Consider the following 21,755-nt stretch of genomic DNA (forward strand, 5'->3'; position numbering starts at 1 on the left):
CTTGATATTTCTCGAATGTATCCGACGGCGCATCCTGCCACCACTTCCTTCGGTCAGGTGTTCGTCATGGCTCCCGTCTTCAAGCTGTGTTTGCCCGCGTTGTTGCTTACCGTCTCCATCGCCGCCCAGGCCGAAGAGAAGACGCTCAATCTCTACAGCTGGGCCGATTACGTGGCGCCGGAAACCTTGCAGCGCTTCGAAAAGGAAACCGGCATCCACGTGCGCTACGACACCTTTGATACCTCAGAGGTGTTGGAAACCAAGCTGCTCACCGGTGGCAGCGGTTACGACGTGGTGGTGCCTTCGTCCAGCGTGCTGGCCCGTGGGTTGGCCGCCGGCGCGTTGAAGGAGATCCCCCACGAAGGGCTCAAGGGTTACGCCAATCTTGATCCGGATCTGCTGGAAAAACTGGCGGCGGTCGATCCCGGCAACCGTTACGGCGTGCCTTACACCTGGGGCACGCTCGGCCTGGGCATGAACGTCGACGCCGTGAAGCAGCGGCTGCCCGACGTGCCGCTCAACAGCCTTGATCTGCTGTTCAAACCCGAATACGCCAGCAAGCTCAAGGATTGCGGGATCGCGATTCTCGATTCGCCACAGGAAGTGATCGGCCTGGCGCTGCACTATCTCGGGAAAGATCCCTACAGCACCGACAAGAAAGATCTGGCCGCCGCCGAAGCCTTGTTGCAGCAGTTGCAGCCATCGGTGCTGTACGTCGCCACCGGTCGGCAGATCAATGATCTGGCCAACGGCAGCGTCTGCCTGGCGCTGACCTACAACGGTGACGCGAGTATGGCCGCCGATCAGGCGCGCAAGGCCAACAAGCCGTTCGAAGTCGCTTACCGGATTCCCAAGGAAGGCACGCTGGTGTGGCAGGACAACCTCGCCATCCCGAAAGACGCGCCCCACCCCGAAGCCGCAAGGACTTTCATCGAGTTCATGTTGCGCCCCGAATCCGTGGCGGCGCTGACCAATACGCTGTTCTTCGCCACCGCCAACCAGGCCGCCATGCCGCTGGTGGATGAGGCGGTGCGCAGCGATCCGGACATTTTCCCAAAACCCGAAGTGCGCGAGCGGCTGTACGCCGACCACAGCATGAGCCTCAAGGACATGCGCCAGCGCACACGCCTGTGGACCACTTTCCGTAGCCGCCAATAGCCTTTCATAACAACAGGAGCACACCGATGGACGTGCCAGTGCAAAACGATCAGGCCCTGACCCGTGACAGCCTTTACGGCACTGCTGCCGAAAGCACTTACGCCGGGATCACCAGTTTCATGCGCCGACGCTACAGCCGCGACCTGCGCGGCGTGGACGTGGCGGTCAGCGGTGTACCGTTCGACACCGCCACCAGCAACCGTCCTGGCGCACGTTTCGGGCCGCGCGGGATTCGCGCGGCGTCCACCGGGATTGCCTGGGAACGGCACTGGCCATGGACGTTCGACCCGTTCGATCATCTGGCGGTGATCGATTACGGCGATTGCGACTTCGATTACGGCTCGCCGCACACCATCCCGGAAAGCATCGAGGCTCACGCCGAGCACATCCTCGGTTCCGGCAGCGCCATGCTCACCTTCGGCGGCGATCACTTCATCAGCTATCCGCTGCTCAAGGCCCATGCGCGCAAGCACGGCACGTTGTCGCTGATCCACTTCGATGCCCACAGCGACACCTGGCCGGACGAGGGCGGCAAACGGGTCGATCACGGCACCATGTTCTGGCACGCAGCGCGGGAAGGGTTGGTGGATCCGGCGCGTTCGGTGCAGATCGGTTTGCGCACCACCAATGACGATCATCAGGGCTTTCAGGTGCTCGATGCGCGGCAGGTGCATCGCCGTGGTTGCGAAGCAATTGTTGACGCGATTCGCGCGCGGGTCGGCGATCACCCGGTGTACCTGACGTTCGACATCGATTGTCTGGATCCGGCCTTTGCGCCGGGCACCGGTACGCCGGTGTGCGGCGGCCTGAGCACAGTGCAGGCGCTGGAGATCCTTGGCGGCCTGCGCGGGATCAATCTGGTGGGCATGGACGTGGTGGAAGTGGCGCCGGCCTATGACCATGCGGATGTGACGTCGCTGGCGGCGGCAACCCTGGCCATGGAGATGCTTTGCCTGTACGCGGCCAGGCATAAAGTCGACGCGTGATCCCCTCCGAGCCTGGTGAAAGCTCCTGACAATTTCTGACACCAGGCTCTGCTAAGCTCCGGCAAATTTTCTGCCCAGAGCCTCACACCGTGTCGCGAACCACTCGACTGTTGACCCTGTTGCAAGTGCTGCGTGGCAAGAAGCGCCCGGTCACCGCAGCAACACTGGCCTCCGAGCTGGAAATCTCCGAACGCACCCTCTATCGCGATATCGCCGAACTGACCGCCCTCGGCGCGCCGATCCATGGCGAGGCGGGCATCGGGTATGTGCTGCGCAGCGGTCTGTTTCTGCCGCCGCTGATGCTCAACGCCGACGAGACCGAAGCCATCGTGCTGGGCCTGCGGTATGTCGATCAGCGCGGCGACGAGGTGCTGAGCAAAGCGGCTGCGGATGCACTGGCGAAAATCGCTGCGGTGCTGGACCCGCAGGCCCAGGAGGCGCTGCGCAATCCGACCGTCATGCCCGGGCCGCCGGGTTACGGTTTTCCGCAAAACGCCGTGCCGTTGAACGTGTTCCGCCACGCCATCCGCGATCAGGCCAAGCTGCACATCCATTACGCCGATGCGCAGCAGGTGCAAAGCCAGCGGTTGATCTGGCCGCTGGCGCTGGGCTTTCTCAACGAGGTGCGGATCATCGTCGCGTGGTGCGAATTGCGCGGCGCCTATCGTACGTTTCGCACCGACCGGATTGCCGCCGCCAGCCTGCAGGGCGAGCGCTATCCGGGGCGCCGCAGCGACCTGTTGCGCACCTGGCAGCGGCTGATGCAACTGGACGAAAACGGCCGTTTCACTCCTGACAGGAATTGACGCAGGGCTGTTCTAGGATGGCGACAGAACCCGAAAAAAGGAGCTGCACTCATGTTTCATCCCACCTCGATACTCGCCCCGGCCATCGTTGAGTACATCAATGCTGCCAATGCTCGCGATACGTCCCGGGTCGGCAGTTTTTTTGCCGAGGATGCCCATGTGTTCGATGAAGGCCATCATCAGGTCGGCCCGCAGGCCATCGCCAATTGGATGCAGGACACCGCCCAGCGCTATCAGCCACGGGTCGAAGTGCTCGGCGTCCAGCAGCGCACCGGCAAAGTACTGGTGCAAGGGCTGATCTCCGGAACGTTTCCCGGCAGCCCGCTGGAGCTGCGTTACACGTTCCGCCTCAACGAACAGGGCAAAATCGCTCGGCTGGATATTTCCCTGTAGCCGTCGTGGCATACTGCCGCGCATGACTTTCGACTCCCCCCTGAGCGCCTGGCAATATGCCGTCGACCACAAGGGCTTCATCCAGGATGAAGCCCAGGAACACGCGGTCTGGGCCTTGCAAAAATGCCATGAAGCCCTGCACGCCGGTGCCCGTTCGGTCACCGGCGTTTACCTGTGGGGCCCGGTCGGGCGCGGCAAGACCTGGCTGATGGACCAGTTTCATCAGAGCCTGCGGGTGCCGGCGCGGCGGCAGCACTTTCACCACTTCATGGGCTGGGTGCACCAGCGCTCCTTTCAGTTGACCGGGATCGCCGATCCGTTGCGGGCCCTGGCCCGTGAGCTGGCGGCTGAAGTGCGAGTGCTGTGTTTCGACGAGCTGTTCGTCAATGACATCGGCGACGCAATCATTCTCGGGCGCTTGTTTCAAGTGATGTTCGACGAGGGCGTGGTGGTGGTCTGCACTTCCAACCTGCCACCGGATCAGCTGTATGCCGACGGCTTCAACCGCGACCGCTTCCTGCCGGCGATCACCGCGATCCAGCAGCACATGAAAGTGGTCGCAGTGAATGGTGCCGAAGATCACCGATTGCATCCCGGTGCCATCGAGCGGCGTTACTGGGTCACTCAGCCGGGGCAGGGTAGCGCGCTAAGCCAGGTGTTCGACGCCTTGGCCACCGGGCAAACCGTCAGTGGCGAACCGGTGCCGGTCGGTTACCGTGCCCTGAACGTGGTGCAGGCCAGCGATTCGGTGCTGTGGTGCCGTTACGCCGACCTGTGCGAGCAACCGTTCGCCGCCATGGATTTCATCGCGCTGTGCGACACCTACCGGGCTATCCTGTTGAGCGAGGTGCCGAACCTCAGCGCGAAAAAACGCGAAGGGCGGATCGCCCGTGGCACCGAGGATGGCGCGGAGCGGGTGGTGGCCGGCGATCGCGAATTGCCGCAGTTGTCGGTGCATGACGACGGCGTGCGCCGCTTCATCGCGCTGGTCGACGAGTGCTACGACCGCAAGGTGCCGCTGTTCATCGAGGCTGAAGTGCCGATGGACGCGCTGTATACCGAGGGCTATCTGGAATTCCCGTTCCGCCGGACCCTCAGCCGCTTGCAGGAGATGCAGCTGCAACGCTTCGCCGAGACCTGAAACACGGAGGCGCCACATGACTCAGCCCCTGTCCCACCATTTGCTGACCATGGCTTATCAGAATGCTTGGGCCAACCATCGACTGGCCAAGGCCTGGAGCCAGCTCGACGACACGGAGCTGGCGGCGCCACGGGCCAGTTTCTTCCCGAGCATCCGCCTGACCCTCAACCATATCCTCACCTGCGACTGGTTCTACGTCGACGCGCTGGAGCGGGAGTTGCGCGGTGACGAACCGCATCCCGATTGCTACGTGTTCTTCAACGCTGACGAACCCTTCACCGAGTCACAGGCCTTGCGCCGTGAACAGGCCCATGTCGACCGCAGGCTGATCGCCTACTGCGAGCAACTGCGCGATGCCGATCTGGGGCGCATTGTCACCATCGCCCGCGACACGCCACAGCACGACAGCCGTCTGCGGATGATCTCGCACCTGTTCGAACATCAGATCCACCACCGTGGCCAGGTCCACGCGATGCTCAGCGGCACCTCGGTAAAACCGCCGCAACTGGACGAGTTTTTCTGTGCCGGCGAATCCGGTATGCGAGCCGAGGATTTCGCCGAACTGGGCTGGACCGAAGAGCTTATCTGGGGGCACTGATGTCTTGGATTCTGCCGACCCAGGATCAGCAGGCATAAAAAAGGGCGCCCGCAAAGGGCGCCCAACTGTCATCTGCGAGGCCAGAGCCGGGCCAGCGCAGGTCCATCGGTAAAGCGTTCGCTCAAGGGCGATAGGACTCGGTGACCTGGGCTGTCTGGTCGTCCGGGACCTTGAGTTCGTTGGTCTTCGCCTCAGCCTGCTGGCTCTGTGCGGAATGAACCGGGAAGTTTGCCCAGTAATGTCTCATGCGCTCGGCGCCGCCTTCGGCGAATGCGCTGGCGGATGCCAGGGTGAGTAGACCGGCAAGGATTGCAGTCGTGGTTTTCATGGTGCCTCCTACGAAAAATGTCGGAGCCGTTCATCCATGAATCTAAGCCTCGGGGCGCAGTGTCCGTCGAGGGCATTAACAAGAGGTTAACGCTCGTTCAGTGTAGGTTTTACCGTAAGTTTCCAGGGCGTATCGGATGAACGCTGCACGCGCAAATGACGCGTGCAGGTCGCGGGGGAAGGGCGTCAGAGTTTCCAGTCGAGACTTAGCGTGACGGTGCGTGGATCGCCCCAGTACACGCCGTTATAGAAGCCGACGTTGTCGTAATACTTCTTGTCGAACAGGTTGTCGACGTTGAGGGACGCGGACAGGTGTTTGTCGAACTCGTAGCGCGACATCAGTTTCACCACCGTGTAGGCGTCCTGACTGATTCGCGCACGCTCGGTGATGATCCGGCCATTGGCACCGCGCCCGACCGGGCGGTTGGCGTTGCCGTAGACGTCGCTCTGCCAGTTCACCGCGCCGCCCACGGTCAGGGCATTCCAGTTGCCCGGCAGGCGATAGGCCGTGGACAGGCGGAGCAGGTTCAGGGGCTGGTTGGTGTTGGTGCGGTTTTTCTCGCCGTTGACCGAGTGGGTGTAGGTATAGCCGGCGGTCATGTTCCAGCCATCGAGGATTTCGCCCGAGACCTCGGCTTCGAACCCGTTGACCTTGTTGCCCTTGCCGCCGGACTTGTAGAACTGCTCACCGGTGTCCGGATCGGGCAGCACCGACTCATCGACCTCGGCGACGTTGTCCTGCTTGCTCCAGAACACGGCGGTGGACACGTTCAGGCGCTCCTCCAGCAAGCTACCTTTGAGTCCCACTTCATAGTTGCTGCCAACCACCGGATCGATGTAGTTGCGACTGGCGTCACGCACGGCCTGCGGTTTGAAAATGTCGGTGTAACTGACGTAAACGGTGTACTCCGGTGTCAGGTCGTAGAGCAGGCCGGCGTAGGGCGTCCACATGTCGTTGTGTTGCTGGCTGCTGGCATCGACGCCGGTCAGTTGCAGATTCTGATCGTAGGCGTAGGTCTTGCTCGAGGCCTCCCAACTGCCGTAGCGGCTGCCCAGCACCGCGTGCAGTTCGTCGGTCAGGCTCAGGCGCGTGGCAAGGTAGCCTGCCTTTTGCCGAGTACTGTCCTTGAAGCTCGGCAGGCGGGTGGTGGTGTCGGGGAACTTGTTGATGCCGCCCATGTATTTCCAGTCGCGCACGCTTTCGTAATCGGATGCGCGCGGGCCATCAACGTTGTACGGATCGTTCGAGCGGCGCTCGGCCTCGCCGTAGCCGAACATCAGTTCGTGTTCGCGGCCAAACAGCGAGTAAGGGCCGGACAGATTGAGGTCGTAGGCGCGCATGCTCTGGTCGCCGATCATGTGGCCGATGGTCGCGGTCATGCCGCTGCGGTCAGGCTCCGGGAAGCCGGAGCCGGCGTAGTAGACCTTGCCGTCACCGTCGCTCTTGCGGTGGGTGTAGGCCGCCTTCAAATGCCAGCCGGCCGCCAGTTGCTGATCGAGGGTGGCGAACGCGGTCTTGTCGCGCAATGGCCATGAGCTCCACGAAGTCGCCATATTGGTCGAACGACCGAGACCGGCCTTGCTGCCGTCGGCATTCCAGTACGGCGTGGTGCCCCACGAGGTGCCTTGCACCTGCTTGTCCTGGTAGTCGTAACCGACGGCCAGCACGGTGGAGTCGGTCAGATCCGCTTCGAGGATGCCGTAGCCGACTTCCCGTTGCAGGGCGTACTTGTCTCGGAACGACTGGCTGTCGCGGTAGGCCAGCACACTGCGCCCGCGCAGGCGTCCGTCAAACGCCAGCGGACCGCCCACATCGACGTAGCTGTAGTAGTCGTCATAGCTGCCACCGCTGGCGCCGGCCTGAGCCTGCCATTGTGCGGTGGGGCGTTTGCGCACCATGTTGATGGTGGCAGAGGGGTCGCCTGCGCCGGTCGTCAGGCCGGTGGCACCGCGCACCACTTCGATACGATCGTAGATGATGGTGTCGGCGTCGCTCTTCATGTAGCTGAAGGTATTCAGCATGCCGTCGATCTGGAAATTGTTGATCGAGTAGCCGCGAGACGAATAGTTGACCCGATCCGAATCGTTGTGCTGCACCACGACGCCTGTGGTCTGGCTCATGGCCTCGGACAATGTACCGAGCTTGAAATCATCCATCTGCTGACGGGTGATCACGGACACTGATTGCGGGGTCTCCTTGATCGACAGGTTCAACCGCGTCGCCGTGCTCATCGCGCCAGTGGTGTAGGCGTGGGTGTTTTCGGTGGTACTGCCCAGGCCTTCGGCGGTGACACTGGTGGAGGCCAACTCCAGGGCCGGCGCAGCGGAGGGCGACTGTTTTTCCTGGTCGGTTTCAGCCAGCAAATCCGGGCTCAGTGCAACACTGCACAGACCGAGGGTGAGGGTCATGGAACGGGTGATGGGCGCAAACATCGCAGCCGACTCCTTGTCTTCGAGGGAAAAATTCCGTTTGCTCAAAGACGAAGGCGGGCAGTGCGATTTAGTGTCAAACGAGAAATATTGTTATTTGAAAATGTTTCGCCGATATGAAAAAAGGGCCGTTTCCGGCCCTTTTTGTTACTGCTGCAACACCACTTCCGTGGTCGTGGCCGCGGGTTTTTTCGGCTTCATCAGGCTGAAGTCGATCAGGGCTCGCTGCTCGCGTTCGTAAGGGTTGCCGATCAACAGTGGGCGTGGCTTGAAGCTGTCGCTGACCAGGCTCTTGCTGCGATCCAGTTCATCGAAACTCAAACCGGCCAGGTCCGCCCAGGTGTGGATCAGGTGCGAGCTGCTGTAAGGGCGGCTCAGATCCCCGGCGAAACTCCAGTCGTGGTTTTCACGCCACTTCGGCGACGCCCAGGCCATGAACGGAATGGTGTACATCGGCGCCGTCGGCTTGTTTTCGTTGCGGCCCAGCGTGCTGTGGCCCACCGAGTCGAACACGTCTTCACCGTGGTCGGAGAGGTACAGCAAAAAGCCGTTCGGATCGGATTTGGCGTAATCCTTGATCAGGCTCGAGACCACGAAGTCGTTGTACAGCACCGCGTTGTCGTAGCTGTTGTAGGTCGGCACCTGATCGTCACGCACACCGGCCGGAACGCCGTTGCGATCCTGGAACTTGTCGAAGCTCGGCGGATAACGGTACTGGTAGCTCATGTGCGTACCGAGCAGATGCACGACGATCAACTTGCGCGGCGCCGCGTCGGCCAGGGCCTTGTTGAACGGCTCGATCACGTCGCCATCGTACTGGGCGGCATTCTGATTGCGGTTGTTGTTCAGGTACACCTGCTCGTCGGCCTGTTCGGAGAAGGTCGTGAGCATGGTGTTGCGTTTGGTCATGGTCTGCTGGTTGGTGATCCAGAACGTCTTGTAACCGGCCTGTTTCATCATGCTGACCAGCGACGGCGTGGACAGGTACAGGTCCGGGTTTTCTTCGTCGGCGAAGGTCAGCACCTGTTGCAGCGCCTCGATGGTGTAAGGGCGCGGGGTGATGACGTTGTCGAAAACCGTCAGCTGATCCTTGAGCTTGTCCAGTTCCGGCGTTGTTTTGCGCGGGTAACCGTAGAGGCTCATGCGCTGGCGATTGGTGGACTCGCCGATGACCAGCACCAGAGTCGCCGGCTGATTGGCGGCCGAGTCCTTGAGGTTTTTCAGCGGCGGGATCTTGCTCGCGCTGTGCAGCATGCCCTGCATGTCGGCCAGGGTTTCCTGATAACGGTGATAAGCCACGGCCATCTGCCACGGCACGGCGGGTTCGATGCGGGTTTCGAATTTCTCGAAGCCTTGCTCGAAGCTGCCGGTACGCATTGTCTGCTTGACCAGCGGATAACCGATCACGGCCACCAGGATTGCCATGGCGGCGACGAATGCCCGGCCACGGGGCAGGTATACCGGACGCAGTCGGGTCCACAGGAAATAGGCGAACGCGGTGTGCGCGAGGAACGCCGGGACCATCCACCAGGCGAAGTACTGGGTCATGTACTCGCCAGCTTCGGACACGTTCGACTCGAACATGATGAAGATCACGCTCTGGGAGAATTCCTGCTGGTAGATGAAGAAGTAACCCAGGCTGGCCATCGAGCAGGCCCACAGCACCACGCCGATCAGCGCGGCGAGCAGACGGGTGCGTTTGGGGAACAGCAGCATCGGCGCGAGCCACACGGCGCTCATCACGAAGGCCTGGCGGAACCCGGTGAACCCAGAGGTGCCCGTCAACTGGATCAGCAGTTGGGTGATACCGGAGAAGTACCAGAAGAACACGAACAGCCAGATAAAACCGGCCCAGTCGAAACCTGTCGCAGTCGTATTGCTGCGTTTGAACACCGCCATTCAGCACTCCAGCTCAGTCGTTACATCCACCACCGGGCGTTTCATGCAAAGGACGCATGAGCCCGACGAACGGAGGCCATGCGCACAGACGCACGGCCAGAATGCGCGGGAGTATCAACAAGCGAATGTGAAAACTTTGTTAGTTGCCGAAAAGGGCAGGAGGTGCAGCATGTCGGGAACAGCAATGGCTGCTCCCGAAGCGGGCGGGGATCAGGCGTGGGGCGAGCGCTGTACGCGTGGCAAGGGCTGCGGCTCGGCGCCTTGGGTCAGCAGGCGCAATTGCGCGAGTTCCTGCTTGAGCTGGTCGCGTTCATCTTTCAACTGACGCAATTCATCACGACGGATGGTGACGTACAGGGTTTGTGGCGGCATTGCTGTGTGTACTGTGCCCATTGCTCACCTCGCAAATGGCGTGTCTCAACTGTAGTTCAGCCCCGAATTCGGTTGCTGAAATACTATCGGCGCCGATTTTGATTTCTTTTGCTCGTGAATGGAACTTTTTTATTTTTCATGGTCGTTGTGTCTTCGGCACGTTTCCCGACGTTATCAGTCTGGATCGGGCACAATGCCCGGAAACTTCACACCGACGCTCTGGACTAAGCTCCATGATTCACGTTGGGCTATAACCTTTGACACACTTTTATTTGTAGTAAGGAGCATCAGCACATGCAACTCGGGATTATTGGACTGGGCCGCATGGGCGGCAATATTGCGCGACGTCTGATGCTCAACGGTCACACCACCGTTGTTTACGACCGCAATACCGCCTTTGTCGACACCCTGGCCGCCGAGGGCTCTACCGGCGTCGCCGATCTGCCTGCACTGGTCGCAGGCCTGGCCAAGCCGCGTGCGGTGTGGGTCATGCTGCCGGCCGGCGCACCGACTGAAGACACCATCGAAACCCTGAGCACGCTGCTCGAGGCGGGCGACACCATCATCGATGGCGGCAACACCAACTACAAGGACGACATCCGCCGGGCCAAGACCCTGGCCGAGAAGGGCCTGCACTACATCGACGTCGGCACCTCCGGCGGCGTCTGGGGCCTGGAGCGCGGTTACTGCATGATGATCGGTGGCGATGCCGAGACCGTTAAGCGTCTGGATCCGCTGTTCGCCGCGCTGGCGCCGGGCATGGGCGACATCCCGCGCACCAGGGACCGCAAGTCCGATGACCACCGTGCCGAGCACGGCTACATCCACGCCGGTCCCGCCGGTGCCGGTCACTTCGTGAAGATGATCCACAACGGGATCGAGTACGGGATGATGGCGGCTTTCGCCGAAGGCTTCGACATCCTCAAGACCAAATCCAGCGAGCTCCTGCCGGAAGATCAGCGTTTCGACCTGAACGTGGCCGACATCGCCGAAGTCTGGCGTCGTGGCAGCGTGGTGTCGTCCTGGCTGCTCGACCTGACCGCCGACGCCCTGGCGGTCGACCCGAAACTCGACGGTTTCTCCGGCTCCGTGGCCGACAGCGGCGAAGGTCAATGGACCATCGAAGCGGCCATGGAACAAAAGGTGCCGGTACCGGTGCTGTCCAACTCGCTGTTCTCGCGCTACCGCTCGCGCGGCCAGGGCACTTTCGGCGACAAGATTCTTTCGGCCCAGCGCTTCGGCTTCGGCGGCCACGTGGAGACTCCGAAGAAATGACCCATACGATCCGCAGGAAATCCAAGGCAGAACCCGCGCCACCGACCACGCTGTTTCTGTTCGGCGCCCACGGTGATCTGGTCAAGCGCCTGCTCATGCCGGCGCTGTACAACCTGAGTCGCGACGGCCTGCTGGATGATGGCCTGCGGATCGTTGGCGTTGACCACAACGCCATTACCGATGAAGCCTTCGCGCAGAAGCTCGAGGACTTCATCCGCACCGAAGTGGCAGCGAAAGTAGGCAAGGGCGATCAGATGCTTGATCCGGCCTTGTGGGCCAAACTCGCCAAAGGCATCAGCTACGTCCAGGGCGACTTCCTGGACGACAGCACTTATTCAGCCCTGGCGGCAAAAATCGCCGACAGCGGCACCGGCAATGCGGTGTTCTACCTGGCCACCGCGCCACGTTTCTTCAGCGAAGTGGTGCGCCGTCTCGGCAGTGCCGGGTTGCTCGAAGAAACCCCGGAAGCCTTCAGAAGGGTGGTGATCGAAAAACCGTTCGGTTCCGACCTGCAAACCGCCGAGGCATTGAACGCCTGCCTGCTCAAGGTCATGTCGGAAAAGCAGATCTACCGGATCGATCACTATCTGGGCAAGGAAACCGTGCAGAACATTCTGGTCAGCCGGTTCTCCAACAGCCTGTTCGAAGCGTTCTGGAACAACCACTACATCGACCACGTGCAAATCACCGCCGCCGAAACCGTCGGCGTCGAAACCCGTGGCAGTTTTTACGAACACACCGGCGCCCTGCGGGACATGGTGCCCAACCACCTGTTCCAGTTGCTGGCCATGGTGGCGATGGAGCCGCCGGCCGCGTTCGGCGCCGATGCGGTGCGGGGCGAGAAGGCCAAGGTGGTCGGCGCGATCCGCCCCTGGACTATCGAAGAAGCACGGGAAAACTCGGTACGCGGCCAATACAGCGCCGGTGAAGTCGCTGGCAAACCGGTGTCCGGTTATCGCGACGAGAACAACGTCTCGCCCGAAAGCACCACGGAAACCTACGTGGCGCTGAAAGTGATGATCGACAACTGGCGCTGGGTCGGCGTGCCGTTCTACCTGCGCACCGGCAAACGCATGAGCGTGCGCGACACCGAGATCGTCATCTGCTTCAAACCGGCGCCGTATGCGCAGTTCCGCGATACCGAGGTCGACGAATTGCAACCGACCTACCTGCGTATCCAGATCCAGCCCAACGAAGGCATGTGGTTCGACCTGCTGGCCAAACGGCCGGGGCCGGCGCTGAACATGGCCAACATCGAGCTGGGTTTCGCCTACAAGGACTTCTTCGAAATGCAGCCGTCCACCGGCTATGAAACCCTGATCTACGACTGCCTGACCGGTGACCAGACGCTGTTCCAGCGCGCCGACAACATCGAGAACGGCTGGCGCGCGGTACAGCCGTTCCTTGATGCCTGGCAACAGGACGCCAGTGTACAAACCTATGCCGCCGGCGAAGACGGGCCGAAAGCCGCCGATGACCTGCTGACTCGCGATGGTCGCGTCTGGCATGGTCTCGGATGAGCGAGCCGATCCGTTTTTTTCTGAGCGACATGGACGGCACACTGTTGCTGCCCGATCACAGCCTGAGTCAGCGCACGATTGACGCGGTTCGTTCGCTGCGCGAAGCGGGCGTGCTGTTCAGTCTCGCCACGGGGCGGCCGCCCAAAGCCATGCTGCAACAAATCGAAGCCCTGGGCGTCGATCTGCCGACCGCTGCGTTCAACGGCGGCACGATCGTCAACCCGGATGGCAGCATTCTGGTCGCGCATTACCTGCCGGCCACGGCCGCGCTTACGGCGCTGGCGTTGTTTGCCGATCAGCCGGATGTCGAAATCTGGGTGTTCAGCGGTGGTGACTGGCTGCTCAAGGATCCGCACGGGCCGATGGTGCCGCGCGAGCAGCACGGGCTGGGTTATCCGCCGGTGGTGGTGGAGAGTTTCGAGCCGTATCTGGAGCGCATCGACAAGATCGTGGCCACCAGCAACAACACCGAACTGCTGATCGAGCTGGAGGCGCGTTTGCTGCCGAAGGTCGAGGGCCTCGCGCAGGTGTCGCGCTCGCAACCGGTGTACCTGGACGTGACGGCAGTCGAGGCGAACAAGGGCTCGGCGCTGGTCACGCTGGCTGGACACCTCGGTTTGCCGCTGGCGCAGACGGCTGCGATTGGCGATGGCGGCAATGATCCGGCGATGTTCCATGTTGCCGGGTTGTCGATAGCCATGGGGCAGGCAGAAGACGCGGTGAAGCGTCAGGCCGACGTGGTGACCGGGCCGAACACCGAGGATGGTGTGGCGCAAGCCATCGAAAAGTACATCTTGCCGCATTGATCGAGGCATAAAAAAACGGGAGCCTTTTCGGCTCCCGTTGTTGTTTTTACAGCCAGTAACTCACGGCATACCAGCCAAGCAATCCCATCACGATGGTGTAAGGCAACGCCATCCACACCATCCGTCCGTACGACAACCGCACCAGCGGCGCAATCGCCGACGTCAGCAGAAACAGAAACGCCGCCTGACCATTGGGCGTCGCCACGCTCGGCAGGTTGGTGCCGGTGTTGATCGCAATCGCCAGCGTCTCGAAATGTTCGCGGCTCATGTGTCCGGACAGGAACGCCTGTTTCACTTCAGTTATGTAGATCGTTGCAACGAACACGTTGTCACTGATCGCCGACAGCAAACCGTTGGCGATGAACAGCATCCCCGGTTGCTGCTCCGCCGGCAGTGCCAGCACCCATTGAATCAGTGGCGCAAACAGTTGCTGGTCGTGAATCACCGCCACCACGGCGAAGAACACCACCAGCAGCGCGGTGAACGGCATGGCGTCCTTGAATGCGCTGCCCAGTCGGTGCTCGTCGGTGATCCCGGTGAATGCAGTGATCAACACAATCACCATCAGGCCGATCAACCCGACTTCCGCAATATGGAACGCCAGCCCGGCAATCAGGATCAGCGCAGCGCAGCCTTGTACCAACAGGGCGGCGCGTTGGCGTGGCGTGCGTTCGGCGTTGTCTTCGGCGGCGTAGTTGGCGAGCACTGCACGTACGTTGTCCGGCAGCAGCGTGCCGTAGCCGAACCAGCGAAGTTTCTCCAGCAACAGGCAGGTCACCAGTCCCGCGACCAGCACCGGCAGCGACACCGGCGCGACCTTCTGGAAAAACTCGGCGAAGTGCCAACCCATTTCGTGGCCGATCAACAGATTCTGCGGTTCGCCGACCAACGTGCAGACACCGCCCAGTGCGGTGCCGACCGCGCCGTGCATCAGCAGGCTGCGCAGAAAGGCGCGAAACTGTTCCAGATCCTCGTGGTGTAGTTGGGGCAGATGCCGGTCATCGCTGAATTCGCTGTCCTGGCGCGGGTCGTTGCCGGAGGCCACCCGGTGATAAACCGAATAGAAGCCGACGGCGGCGCTGATGATCACTGCGGTGACGGTCAGCGCGTCGAGAAACGCCGAAAGAAATGCCGACAGAAAACAGAACATCAGGGCCAGCAGTGCCTTTGAACGCACGCCCAGCAGCAGGCGCGAGAACAGGAACAGCAGCAGGTCTTTCATGAAGTAGATGCCGGCGACCATGAACATCAGCAGCAGAATCACCGGGAAATTGTGCTGCAGCTCTTCGTACAGCGCCTGGGGCGTGGTCATCTTCAGCAGCAGCGCTTCGATCAGCAACAAGCCGCCGGGCATCAGCGGGTAACACTTGAGCGCCATGGCCAGGGTGAAAATGAACTCGATCACCAGCAACCAGCCGGCGGCGACCGGACCTGCGGCCCACAGTACCAGCGCATTGAGCAGCAGAAACCCGACGATACACGCCTTGTACCAGCGGGGTGAATGCCCGAGAAAGTTGTGCGCGAACGCCTGGGCCATCGAACCGGACATTGGTTGCTCCTTGTATTAAGAAGCGCGCAAGTTGCCGTAAGCGATGGGCAAGATCAAGTGCAGTCGGATTCGCATCAGTGATTCAGATACCGCGCCACCATCGCACGGTAGTTGCCATCCAGCGAATAGCCGCCCACCAGAATTCCCCCGTCAGGCTGTATCGCCACCGAGGTGGCCGTATCGAGGCTGCGCCCCAGTCGCGTGCGCAACCAGCCATTACCGGAACCGAAGCTTCGATCAAGGCTGCCATTGGCCAGATAGCGGGCGACGATGAAATCGGCTTCAACACCGCCGATCGTCGCGCCAACCGCGATCATGCGTCCGTCCGGCATCACCTGCGCCGCGCTCCACTGGCAGCCGCTGGAGCCGATTGCCAGCAAATGCGGTTGACCACCGTTGCAGTGCAGGTCAGGGCGGCCGTTGCCATGGACAGACTGCGCCATGCATCGAATCGGATCGCGGCTGCTGCCAAAACAATGCAAATGCTCCGCCGACTGGATGACCTGATTGACCAGTGCACTGTGCCCCTGGACTTTGAAGGCCATGAAGCCGTCCACCGCAAAACGTTCATCGAGCTGGCCGTCCGGCAGGTAGCGGGCGAGCAGACCTTCCTGTGGGAAATCGATGGAGCCGGCCACCACGATTCTTCCGTCTCCTTGCAGCAGCACGCTGCCGAGCCAGGTATTGAGCAGCAAGTGGCGAACCATGACGAAGCCGCGACCGTTGAACGACGGGTCGAGTCTGCCATCGGGTGTGAGGCGGATCAGCATGCCGACGTGATCGGCCAGTTCGAAGTGATGGTTGGCGATCAACAGGATACGTCCGTCCGGTTGCACCGCAAAATCGCAGGCTTCGGCGCCCGGAACGCCCGGCGGCAACCATGCGTCGCGGGTGCCCATGGACAGGTCGCCGGGCAAGCGAACGATTTGCCGGCCGTTGTCGCCGAAATCCGGGTCAGGCCGGCCTTGGGCGTCGAACAGGGCCAGGGCGGGAAGGGTGCAGTGTTCCGATTCATAGTGCAGGCCTGCCAGCAGAATCCGCCCGTCGGGCAAGACCTGAACCTTGCTGCCCGTCGCTTCGAATCCGCTGGCGAACCGGCCGATCACGCTGCCTTGATTGCCGAAACCAAGGTCCGCCGATCCGTCCCCGAGCAAGCGGGCCAGACCGAAGCAGTTGCCCTGAGCCGTGCCGACTTTGGCGGCGACCAGAATCCGACCTTGCGCATCAAGTGCCACGCTCTGGGTCAGGCTGGACGTACTGCCGGCGAAGTAAACCTGCGCCACGCCATTACTGGAAAAAGTTTTGTCGAGTTGTCCGGCGTTTTTCGCTAGCGTCGGCAACGCGATGGCGGTCTGGGTTGACATGCATGCTTCTCCTTGCGAGTCGACCGATTTCCGGGAGGCGGAACGGGTAACTGCATGAGCGAGACATTCAATCCCTGAATACGCGCAAGTACAACTGACAGAACTAACAGGTGGAGAGTCGTACTGTGCCAGAACAGTGTCTTTTTGAACCAGTCGCAAGCCTGCCAAGTATTCAGGCGCGAAAGTATCGAGGAAAGTTGTACAAAAGACTGAAGTTGGAAAAAGATTGGCAACTAACAGAAGAGGGCGGATGACTTGAGCGTCATCCGCATTACCCGCAACTATCAGTGTGGCATCGACCAGGATTGCAACGTATAGCCTTCTTCGCTCAGTTCGGCGCGGGCTTGTTGCAACAGGTGTTCAAGTTGCGCTGGATCAGAGTAGGCACTGCTTGGGATCTGGGTGCGACCGATGTGGGAGTTGGTGCGGTCGATCACGGTGAGGCAAAGTTCGCCATTGCCATCTTGTGGGGCCCAGGCGACGCATTGAAACGGTTCAAATGCGCGGTTGGCAATCAAAAGAGCTTCGTTGATACGGAGCGGGGCGGTCATGGGGTCTTCTCTCTTTAAGTGCCCAGTCAAGTGATGTGCCGTCGGTTGGGCTTACCGTTCGGCGAGTTACTTGTACTGATGCACGCAACCCGTTGGCAGGTCACACCGAATTTGAAGAAATTTCGAATTTCTTTCATACCTTCAATATTCCGACCGGTTTTTGAAAGCCTGGCGAAAGAATCAAGTCGATAGCTAACTAATAAAGCGCTTTCTTATAACTGCTTCACTTGTACACCTATAAGCAATCGATACAAGGCCCCGTCAAATTCTTGCTAATGTAACAGTCAGGTTCGCCAAATGACTGTTTTTACGATCATTTCCTAAAATTTGGCGCCAAGGAACAGTCATGAACGAAGCGCCTGCATTACGACGTTTACTGGTCGTCGACCCGTGCGACGACTGTCACCGATTGTTGCCGGGTTTGCGTGCCGTGGGTTGGGACGTCGACAGTTGCAGCCTGGAAAATGCCGCCGACCGAAGCTGCGATGTCGGCTTGCTGCGTTTACAGCCTTTTCACCTGGAACGTCCCGAAGCCGTCAAAGAACTGATCAGCCGCAGCGGCACCGAATGGATCGCCGTGTTGAATCAGGAAGTGCTGCGCTTGCAGAACGTCGGCGACTTCGTCTGCGAATGGTTTTTCGATTTCCATACCTTGCCGTTCGACGTCTCCCGGGTGCAGGTCACCCTCGGTCGCGCGTTCGGCATGGCGCGCCTGCGTGGCCAGGGCACGATTCATGTCGATCAGCCGGAGCACGAGCTGCTGGGCGACAGCAAACCGATCCGCGAGCTGCGCAAACTGCTGAGTAAACTGGCCCCCACCGAGTCGCCAGTGCTTATTCGCGGAGAAAGCGGGACCGGTAAAGAACTCGTCGCCCGGACCCTGCACCGGCAGTCGCAGCGCCACAGCAAACCTTTCGTGGCGATCAACTGCGGGGCAATTCCCGAACATTTGATCCAGTCCGAGCTGTTCGGCCACGAGAAAGGCGCGTTCACCGGCGCCCATCAGCGCAAGGTCGGACGTATCGAAGCAGCCAACGGCGGCACCTTGTTTCTCGATGAAATCGGCGATCTGCCACTGGAACTGCAAGCCAATCTGTTGCGCTTTCTTCAGGAAAAACACATTGAACGGGTCGGCGGCAGTCAACCGATCCCGGTTGATGTGCGGGTGTTGGCAGCGACTCACGTCGACCTTGAGGCCGCCATCGAGAAGAAGCGCTTTCGTGAGGATTTGTACTACCGGCTCAATGTGCTGCAAGTGGTGACCGCGCCGTTACGCGAGCGCCACGGCGACCTGTCGATGCTGGCCAACCATTTTTCCCATTTCTACAGTCACGAAACCGGCCGTCGTCCGCGCAGCTTCAGTGAAGATGCGCTGATTGCCATGGGCAAGCACGACTGGCCGGGCAATGTCCGCGAACTGGCCAACCGCGTGCGTCGGGGGCTGGTGCTGGCCGAAGGACGGCAGATCGAGGCCCGTGACCTGGGGCTGATCAGCCAGCAGTCGATCGCGGCACCCATGGGCACCCTTGAAGACTACAAGACCCGCGCCGAACGCCAGGCCTTGTGCGATGTGTTGAACCGCCACAGTGACAACCTCAGTGTTGCCGCCAAAGTGCTGGGAGTCTCCCGGCCGACCTTCTACCGTTTGCTGCACAAGCACCAGATCCGCTAGGGCGCGGTGTTTCCTGGACAGGGAAGCTGAAAAGACCCGCTGCGACTTGCATCGCAGCGGGTCTTTTTATGGTATTGCGGTTAGAAGTAGTACGGGAATTTCAGGCTGAAGGAGAAGTCCGGGGCATCGTCCGTCATGCCGATGGACAGGTTGGGCACGATAGTCAGGTTGTCGGTAGCCGCAATGGTCATGCCGACGTTGAAGTAACCGGCGTTGGCGTCGCTGGACACCACCGATTCCCAATCTCCGCCATCCTGTTTCAGCTTGCTCTTGCGTTGCACCAGGTCCGAGACAGAGAACGACATACTCATCTTCTCGTTCAGTGCGAAGGCAACACCCGCGCCGATCTGGAAGCTGTCGCCGATGCGGACCTTGCCCGGGTTTTTCTGGTTGACGGTCGAACTGATGTCGTCGAACGATTCCTCGAAGTTATGGGTGTAGGACAGGCTGCCGAACAGCACGGCCGGGTCAAACGTCTTGACCAGCGAGATGCCCGGGGTGATCGACCAGACGCCGTTGCCGGTGGGCAGGGTGTCAGGCACAAACAGGTTCGAGTTGGCATCGGTCTGGCGCAGCTTGATCCCGAACGGGTCCTTGCCCGTAGGCGCCTTGACCCGCAAGGAAACCACGGCGTCCGGGGTATTCACCGACTCGTCCAGGAACTTGTACGCAATGCCGAAGTTGACGTCGCCCAGAGTCGGGTCGCGGCTGACGTCCTGTTCGGTGGTGACGTTGGAGGCGCCCCCGTTGCCGCCGCCGGATTGATAGGTCGATTCACGGTAGACCACCGGTACGTTCAGGTCGAACTGCCAGCGGTTGTCGAAGTTGTAGCGCCCCGTCAGGTCCAGCGTCCAGGTATCGGCCTTGATCCGGTCGAGGTTGATGTTGCCGAGAAAAATCGAGTCCAGGGCGAGGAAGCCGTTGAGAATCAGCTGGCGGGTGTCGTAGCGTGAATAGGTCACGCCGGTTTCAAAGCTGAACTTGCCGCCGCCAAAGAAGCCGCTGGCTTCGTCGTACAGGTTGGACACACTCTGTGCCGGTTGTGAATCGTCGGCCAGCGACTGGCCATAGGATGCGCCACTGCCCCCGGCGGCGCCCCCCGACGCTGCTGCAGCCCCAGTCCCCGCAGCCACCCGGTTGCCTTTCATGTCCGAAGGCGATTTGGCCAGGCGTTTTGGGGGCGGAGAGGCGGGTTGTTCTTCAACCTGGCGGACCCGCTGTTCGAGTACCGCCAGGGCTTTTTGTTGTACTTCGTATCGTTGCTTAAGCTCCAGAAGTTCCTGTTTCAGGGCTTCTACATCGGCGTCGGGTGCAGCTTGCAACATTGCCGCGGGTAGAAGAGTACTCAAACATACAGCAGCACGCAGTGATACTGATCGATACATGAATAAGCCGTCCCTTTAAGCCCAATGATCGAGACTCAGCGTAGTTCAATATCCGATGTTGCGTAGTGCCCTGAGTTGAGTCAGGTTGCAGTCCAGTGCGCCGGCAGTCATGCCGTTATTGTTCAGGACAACGTTGAGTTGGGTCAGGTTGTTGACTACGTTCGCGTTACCCAGCAAGCGGGTATTTTGCAGCAGTCCGCCCTGGGCGACCTGTTGCAAGGCTGTCCCCTGATTGCCGGAGGCCTGAATGGCCATTTGCACACCGCCATTTGTGGCTGAAACCGCGACGCTGCCGGCACCGTTGCTGCCGGAAATGGTCTGGCCGGCCATCAAGGCCTGGCCTTGTGCAGGCATCAGTGCAGGTGCCTGGCTGGCTTCTTTGACGTTGATCGCAACGTTGTTGTAGGCGGAGTTGCCGTCGCCAGCGGCGCGCACACTCTGCGTCACACCCTGGCTGGAGTTGAGTCCCGCACCGCCAACGACCGAACCAGTGCCCAGTTCCGGGGTACTGCCATTGCCGTGTTCCTTGATGGTCGAGACGTAGAATTCAGGTTTAACCGAAGCGGCCTGCAATTGCATGGTGGCCGAGGCCCCGATCAGATCTCCACTGGCGTTGCGCCAGGTACTGCTCATGACGACACCGAAGCTGATGATCCGCCCCGGCATGACATAGCGACCGCGTAGCTCTGCGAGCTCCTGGTCCTTGATTTCGATGGGTTTGAATCCTGCATTGGCATAGCCTGACACGCTCGCTGCCAGGCAGGCGGCGGCCAGCCAGTATGAGGTTTTCATCTGCTGCTCCCGGGACATCCAGCCCCACTCTTGTAATCGGCGATTAAAAGAAGTCGCTCTGTATGAACCCGAAGTCCATCAATTCAGCATCTTTGACCGGGTTGAAAGCATCCAGCGTGTTTTTGGCTGTCAGCGGTACCGGAGGACTGCGCAATGCATTGGTCTTGTCGTATCCGGGGCCGACGATGGCAAAGACAATGCCGTTCCAACCTTTGACAAAGTCATCATGGGAGTAGCGTTTGTGTCCTAAAACCGGGTCTCCGATGTAAACCCAATCCTTGTCCGCCCGCTGCATCACCACGAAATGCTTGTAGCCGCGAATTTCCATCAGTACCACCACCGGGATCGTGACTGCGTCGAGTTTTTCCGGTGGGATCTTGTAGCCCCTGGCGCGCATGCCGATGCTTTCTATGTAGCGCTTCATGTCGAGCATGGAGAAACCTTGAGTACGAACAAGGTCCTGGTCAGCGTTGACCAGCATGCCTTTGATGATGTGCTCTTCATCGACGTCGAGCCAATAAGCCTGGCGCAATACCGTTGCCAGTGCGGCGGCGCCGCAGCTGAAGTCGGTTTTCTGTTCGACGATGTCGGCAAACTTGCGCTCACGAATGCTTTGCACGTTCTTGTAGACGAGCGTGCCGCCAGGCAGGGCAGCAACAGGCATCTGGGCAGCCTGGGTCAGGCCGCAGAAGCAAAGCAGAGCGAGGAGGGCAGTCTTACGCATGATCGAT

The 21,755-nt window shown here is 60.5% G+C and carries 20 protein-coding genes; 10 read left to right on the forward strand and 10 right to left on the reverse strand.

Translation table 11 applies throughout. The features are described 5' to 3' along the window. Positions 1-66: 66 nt before the first annotated feature. The 6 genes from K3819_RS14280 to K3819_RS14305 all read left to right on the forward strand — a co-directional run bounded on the left by K3819_RS14280 (position 67) and on the right by K3819_RS14305 (position 5,082). Positions 67-1,158, forward strand: coding sequence for a polyamine ABC transporter substrate-binding protein (locus K3819_RS14280; RefSeq protein ID WP_221399620.1), 1,092 nt, complete (start codon positions 67-69; stop codon positions 1,156-1,158). Between the two features lie 26 nt (positions 1,159-1,184). Beyond that, positions 1,185-2,144, forward strand: a complete 960-nt coding sequence (gene speB / locus K3819_RS14285) for an agmatinase (RefSeq protein ID WP_221399621.1) — start codon at positions 1,185-1,187, stop codon at positions 2,142-2,144. An 89-nt stretch (positions 2,145-2,233) separates the two neighbouring features. Next, on the forward strand, positions 2,234-2,950 hold the full coding sequence (locus tag K3819_RS14290) for a YafY family protein (protein ID WP_221399622.1): 717 nt from the start codon (positions 2,234-2,236) through the stop codon (positions 2,948-2,950). Positions 2,951-3,001: 51 nt separating this feature from the next. Next, positions 3,002-3,343, forward strand: coding sequence for a nuclear transport factor 2 family protein (locus K3819_RS14295; protein ID WP_007957516.1), 342 nt, complete (start codon positions 3,002-3,004; stop codon positions 3,341-3,343). Positions 3,344-3,365: 22 nt separating this feature from the next. After that, positions 3,366-4,484, forward strand: a complete 1,119-nt coding sequence (gene zapE / locus K3819_RS14300) for a cell division protein ZapE (RefSeq protein WP_221399623.1) — start codon at positions 3,366-3,368, stop codon at positions 4,482-4,484. A gap of 16 nt (positions 4,485-4,500) precedes the next feature. Next, entirely contained in the window at positions 4,501-5,082 is a 582-nt protein-coding gene (locus K3819_RS14305) for a DinB family protein (protein WP_221399624.1), read from the forward strand. Between the two features lie 121 nt (positions 5,083-5,203). On the opposite strand, the gene K3819_RS14310 is transcribed toward K3819_RS14305, so the two are convergent. From K3819_RS14310 to K3819_RS14325, 4 genes are all read right to left on the reverse strand, one after another. After that, complete coding sequence (locus K3819_RS14310) at positions 5,204-5,410, reverse strand: hypothetical protein (RefSeq protein WP_085603949.1); 207 nt, start codon at positions 5,408-5,410, stop codon at positions 5,204-5,206. Between the two features lie 185 nt (positions 5,411-5,595). After that, the gene (locus K3819_RS14315) at positions 5,596-7,842 is read right to left on the reverse strand and encodes a TonB-dependent siderophore receptor (RefSeq protein ID WP_221399625.1); all 2,247 of its coding nucleotides are present in this window, start codon (positions 7,840-7,842) and stop codon (positions 5,596-5,598) included. A 144-nt stretch (positions 7,843-7,986) separates the two neighbouring features. Continuing rightward, positions 7,987-9,738 (reverse strand): phosphoethanolamine transferase CptA, encoded by a 1,752-nt coding sequence (locus K3819_RS14320; protein ID WP_221399626.1) that lies wholly within the window; start codon positions 9,736-9,738, stop codon positions 7,987-7,989. 210 nt (positions 9,739-9,948) lie between these two features. Then, complete coding sequence (locus K3819_RS14325) at positions 9,949-10,131, reverse strand: DUF6026 family protein (protein WP_007957508.1); 183 nt, start codon at positions 10,129-10,131, stop codon at positions 9,949-9,951. Between the two features lie 273 nt (positions 10,132-10,404). On the opposite strand from K3819_RS14325, the gene gnd reads away from it, so the two are divergent. Genes gnd through K3819_RS14340 form a run of 3 tightly spaced genes read left to right on the forward strand, consistent with a single transcriptional unit; the run spans position 10,405 to position 13,711 of the window. Continuing rightward, positions 10,405-11,385, forward strand: coding sequence for a phosphogluconate dehydrogenase (NAD(+)-dependent, decarboxylating) (gnd, locus tag K3819_RS14330; RefSeq protein WP_064596363.1), 981 nt, complete (start codon positions 10,405-10,407; stop codon positions 11,383-11,385). Then, the gene (gene zwf / locus K3819_RS14335; RefSeq protein ID WP_221399627.1) at positions 11,382-12,905 is read left to right on the forward strand and encodes a glucose-6-phosphate dehydrogenase; all 1,524 of its coding nucleotides are present in this window, start codon (positions 11,382-11,384) and stop codon (positions 12,903-12,905) included. Before gnd ends, zwf begins: the two co-directional genes overlap by 4 nt. Then, positions 12,902-13,711 (forward strand): HAD family hydrolase, encoded by an 810-nt coding sequence (locus tag K3819_RS14340; protein WP_221399628.1) that lies wholly within the window; start codon positions 12,902-12,904, stop codon positions 13,709-13,711. The genes zwf and K3819_RS14340 overlap by 4 nt, the downstream gene beginning before the upstream one ends. A gap of 46 nt (positions 13,712-13,757) precedes the next feature. On the opposite strand, the gene nhaB is transcribed toward K3819_RS14340, so the two are convergent. From nhaB to K3819_RS14355, 3 genes are all read right to left on the reverse strand, one after another. Next, the gene (gene nhaB / locus K3819_RS14345) at positions 13,758-15,260 is read right to left on the reverse strand and encodes a sodium/proton antiporter NhaB (protein ID WP_221399629.1); all 1,503 of its coding nucleotides are present in this window, start codon (positions 15,258-15,260) and stop codon (positions 13,758-13,760) included. A 74-nt stretch (positions 15,261-15,334) separates the two neighbouring features. Further along, positions 15,335-16,624, reverse strand: coding sequence for a hypothetical protein (locus tag K3819_RS14350; protein WP_064596372.1), 1,290 nt, complete (start codon positions 16,622-16,624; stop codon positions 15,335-15,337). Between the two features lie 284 nt (positions 16,625-16,908). Beyond that, on the reverse strand, positions 16,909-17,175 hold the full coding sequence (locus tag K3819_RS14355) for a hypothetical protein (RefSeq protein ID WP_085611679.1): 267 nt from the start codon (positions 17,173-17,175) through the stop codon (positions 16,909-16,911). A 346-nt stretch (positions 17,176-17,521) separates the two neighbouring features. Between K3819_RS14355 and K3819_RS14360 the strand changes: the two genes are divergently transcribed. Further along, positions 17,522-18,847 carry a sigma-54 dependent transcriptional regulator gene (locus tag K3819_RS14360; RefSeq protein ID WP_039768186.1) on the forward strand — a complete coding sequence of 442 codons (1,326 nt, stop codon included), beginning with the start codon at positions 17,522-17,524 and terminating at the stop codon, positions 18,845-18,847. 80 nt (positions 18,848-18,927) lie between these two features. Here the strand turns inward: K3819_RS14360 and K3819_RS14365 are convergent, their stop codons facing one another. From K3819_RS14365 to K3819_RS14375, 3 genes are read right to left on the reverse strand one after another with little or no spacing between them, the layout of a single operon-like run. Continuing rightward, positions 18,928-20,232 (reverse strand): transporter, encoded by a 1,305-nt coding sequence (locus K3819_RS14365; protein ID WP_011334008.1) that lies wholly within the window; start codon positions 20,230-20,232, stop codon positions 18,928-18,930. A 45-nt stretch (positions 20,233-20,277) separates the two neighbouring features. Next, positions 20,278-21,024, reverse strand: a complete 747-nt coding sequence (locus K3819_RS14370; RefSeq protein WP_221399630.1) for a hypothetical protein — start codon at positions 21,022-21,024, stop codon at positions 20,278-20,280. Between the two features lie 43 nt (positions 21,025-21,067). Beyond that, a complete protein-coding gene (locus tag K3819_RS14375; RefSeq protein ID WP_085611677.1) occupies positions 21,068-21,748 on the reverse strand; it encodes a C39 family peptidase in 681 nt (226 codons plus the stop codon). Positions 21,749-21,755 lie beyond the last annotated feature (7 nt).

Source organism: Pseudomonas sp. 3-2 (assembly GCF_019710535.1).
Classification (GTDB): domain Bacteria; phylum Pseudomonadota; class Gammaproteobacteria; order Pseudomonadales; family Pseudomonadaceae; genus Aquipseudomonas; species Aquipseudomonas pharyngis.